This is a genomic window from Streptomyces sp. adm13(2018) (genome assembly GCF_008042145.1).
Taxonomy (GTDB): domain Bacteria; phylum Actinomycetota; class Actinomycetes; order Streptomycetales; family Streptomycetaceae; genus Streptomyces.
In genome coordinates this window covers 1-1208 of sequence record NZ_RDBH01000183.1, presented here as the reverse complement: position 1 = coordinate 1208, position 1208 = coordinate 1, and the positions used below count along the sequence as shown (strand labels likewise).

At 73.6% G+C, this 1208-nt stretch carries 2 protein-coding genes; one reads left to right on the top strand and one right to left on the bottom strand.

What is annotated here, in order from left to right; all coding sequences use genetic code 11:
- The coding region (locus tag EAO70_RS35320; protein ID WP_148006896.1) for a choice-of-anchor A family protein at positions 1-1046 on the top strand (1046 nt) is incomplete at its 5' end.
- Here the strand turns inward: EAO70_RS35320 and EAO70_RS38615 are convergent.
- The coding region (locus EAO70_RS38615) for a hypothetical protein (protein ID WP_222723508.1) at positions 935-1208 on the bottom strand (274 nt) is incomplete at its 5' end. The two genes, EAO70_RS35320 and EAO70_RS38615, sit on opposite strands and share 112 nt — an antisense overlap.

Genomic DNA, 1208 nt, shown 5'->3' with positions numbered 1-1208 from the left:
CCCCCGCCCCGGCGGAGACCCGGACCTGCCCGGCCCCCGGCGAGGAACCCGGCATCGGCCACGAACCGCGGTTCACCGACACCAACGTGTCCCTCTTCGCCGGCGGCGACTACACCGCCGACGGCGCGTCCGCCGAGGCCGAGGGCCTGCTCGTCGTCGGCGGGAACGCCACCTTCGCCAAGGCCTCCGGCGGCGTGTTCAACGTCGGCCGTGCCGGAGCGGGTTCGGGCATCGTGCCGCCGGCCGGCTCGGTCATGCTGGCCGTGGGCGGGGACCTGTCGATAGCCGCCGGGACGACGGTCGACGTCGGCCACGGCCTCACCTCCGCCACCGGCCACGGCGGCGCCGTCCGCGTCGGCGGCTCCCTCCAGGAGAAGGGCAGGCTGGAGACGAACGGCGGGAGCCGCACGACCGGCACGGGCGCCCGCGCGGCCCTCGCTCCGTACGACGCGTTCGCCGGGACCGTACGGGAGGAGTCGGCCTCCCTCGGAGCGCTCAAGCCCACCGGTACGACCGCGCGCAGCGGGGACACCGTCACCTTCCAGGGCGGGGCGGCCGGCGACGGGCCGCAGGTGTTCGAGATCTCCGCCAAGGAACTCGACGGCGCCTCGTCCTTCGACTTCCGCTCGATCCCCGGACGATCCGCCGTGGTGGTGAACGTGACCGGGCGTCAGGCGGTGGGCATCTCCCCGCTGTCCGTCGGTTTCAACGGCGACCGCGCGGACGCCTACACGTCCGCGCACTTCGGCGAGGCGGCCTCGCGGATCCTCTACAACTTCGAGGCGGCCCCCTCGCTCACCCTGAGCGGCGGGGGGAACTTCATGGGGTCGATCCTCGCCCCCGAGGCCTCGGCGGACCTGACCGCAAGCACGAACGGCCGCGTCTACGTCGGCGGGAACCTCCGCACCCACGGCACGGGCAACGAGACCCACAACTACCCGTGGACCGGGTCCTCCACGTTCACCTGCAAGCCCACCCCGGGGGGTCCGTCCGCGACCCCGACGCCGACGGCCTCCTCCCCGACGCCCACCGCCTCGAAGTTGTAGAGGATCCGCGAGGCCGCCTCGCCGAAGTGCGCGGACGTGTAGGCGTCCGCGCGGTCGCCGTTGAAACCGACGGACAGCGGGGAGATGCCCACCGCCTGACGCCCGGTCACGTTCACCACCACGGCGGATCGTCCGGGGATCGAGCGGAAGTCGAAGGACGAG